Below are 247 nucleotides of genomic sequence, written 5' to 3' on the forward strand. Positions count from 1 at the left end.
TGCCGACCTGCGAAACGTCGGTATCCATCGGAATACCACGGCCTGCGAACGGCGCCGGCGAAACATCGGCCAGTTCGACCAGCATTTCGAGTTCATCGACCGACTTCGCGTTCAGCTGGTCTTCGGTGAACTTGTTGCGGCTCGAACCCTGAAGAGCCTTGATCAGGCCTGCCTTCTGGTTTGCATAGGCCTTTGCCTGTCGCGCCATCTGTTCCTGGATTTCAGCAGGCGCCGCAGCCAGCAGTTC

Annotated in this window: 1 protein-coding gene; it reads right to left on the reverse strand. The window is 59.1% G+C overall.

Annotated elements, in window-relative coordinates; translation table 11 throughout:
• A partial coding sequence (locus tag VJI93_RS09130; RefSeq protein ID WP_324009378.1) for a hypothetical protein occupies positions 1 to 208 on the reverse strand: 208 nt, incomplete at its 3' end.
• Positions 209 to 247: the final 39 nt, after the last annotated feature.

Origin of the sequence: Parvimonas sp. M20 (genome assembly GCF_035282425.1) — a bacterium.
Taxonomy (GTDB): Bacteria; Bacillota; Clostridia; order Tissierellales; family Peptoniphilaceae; genus Parvimonas.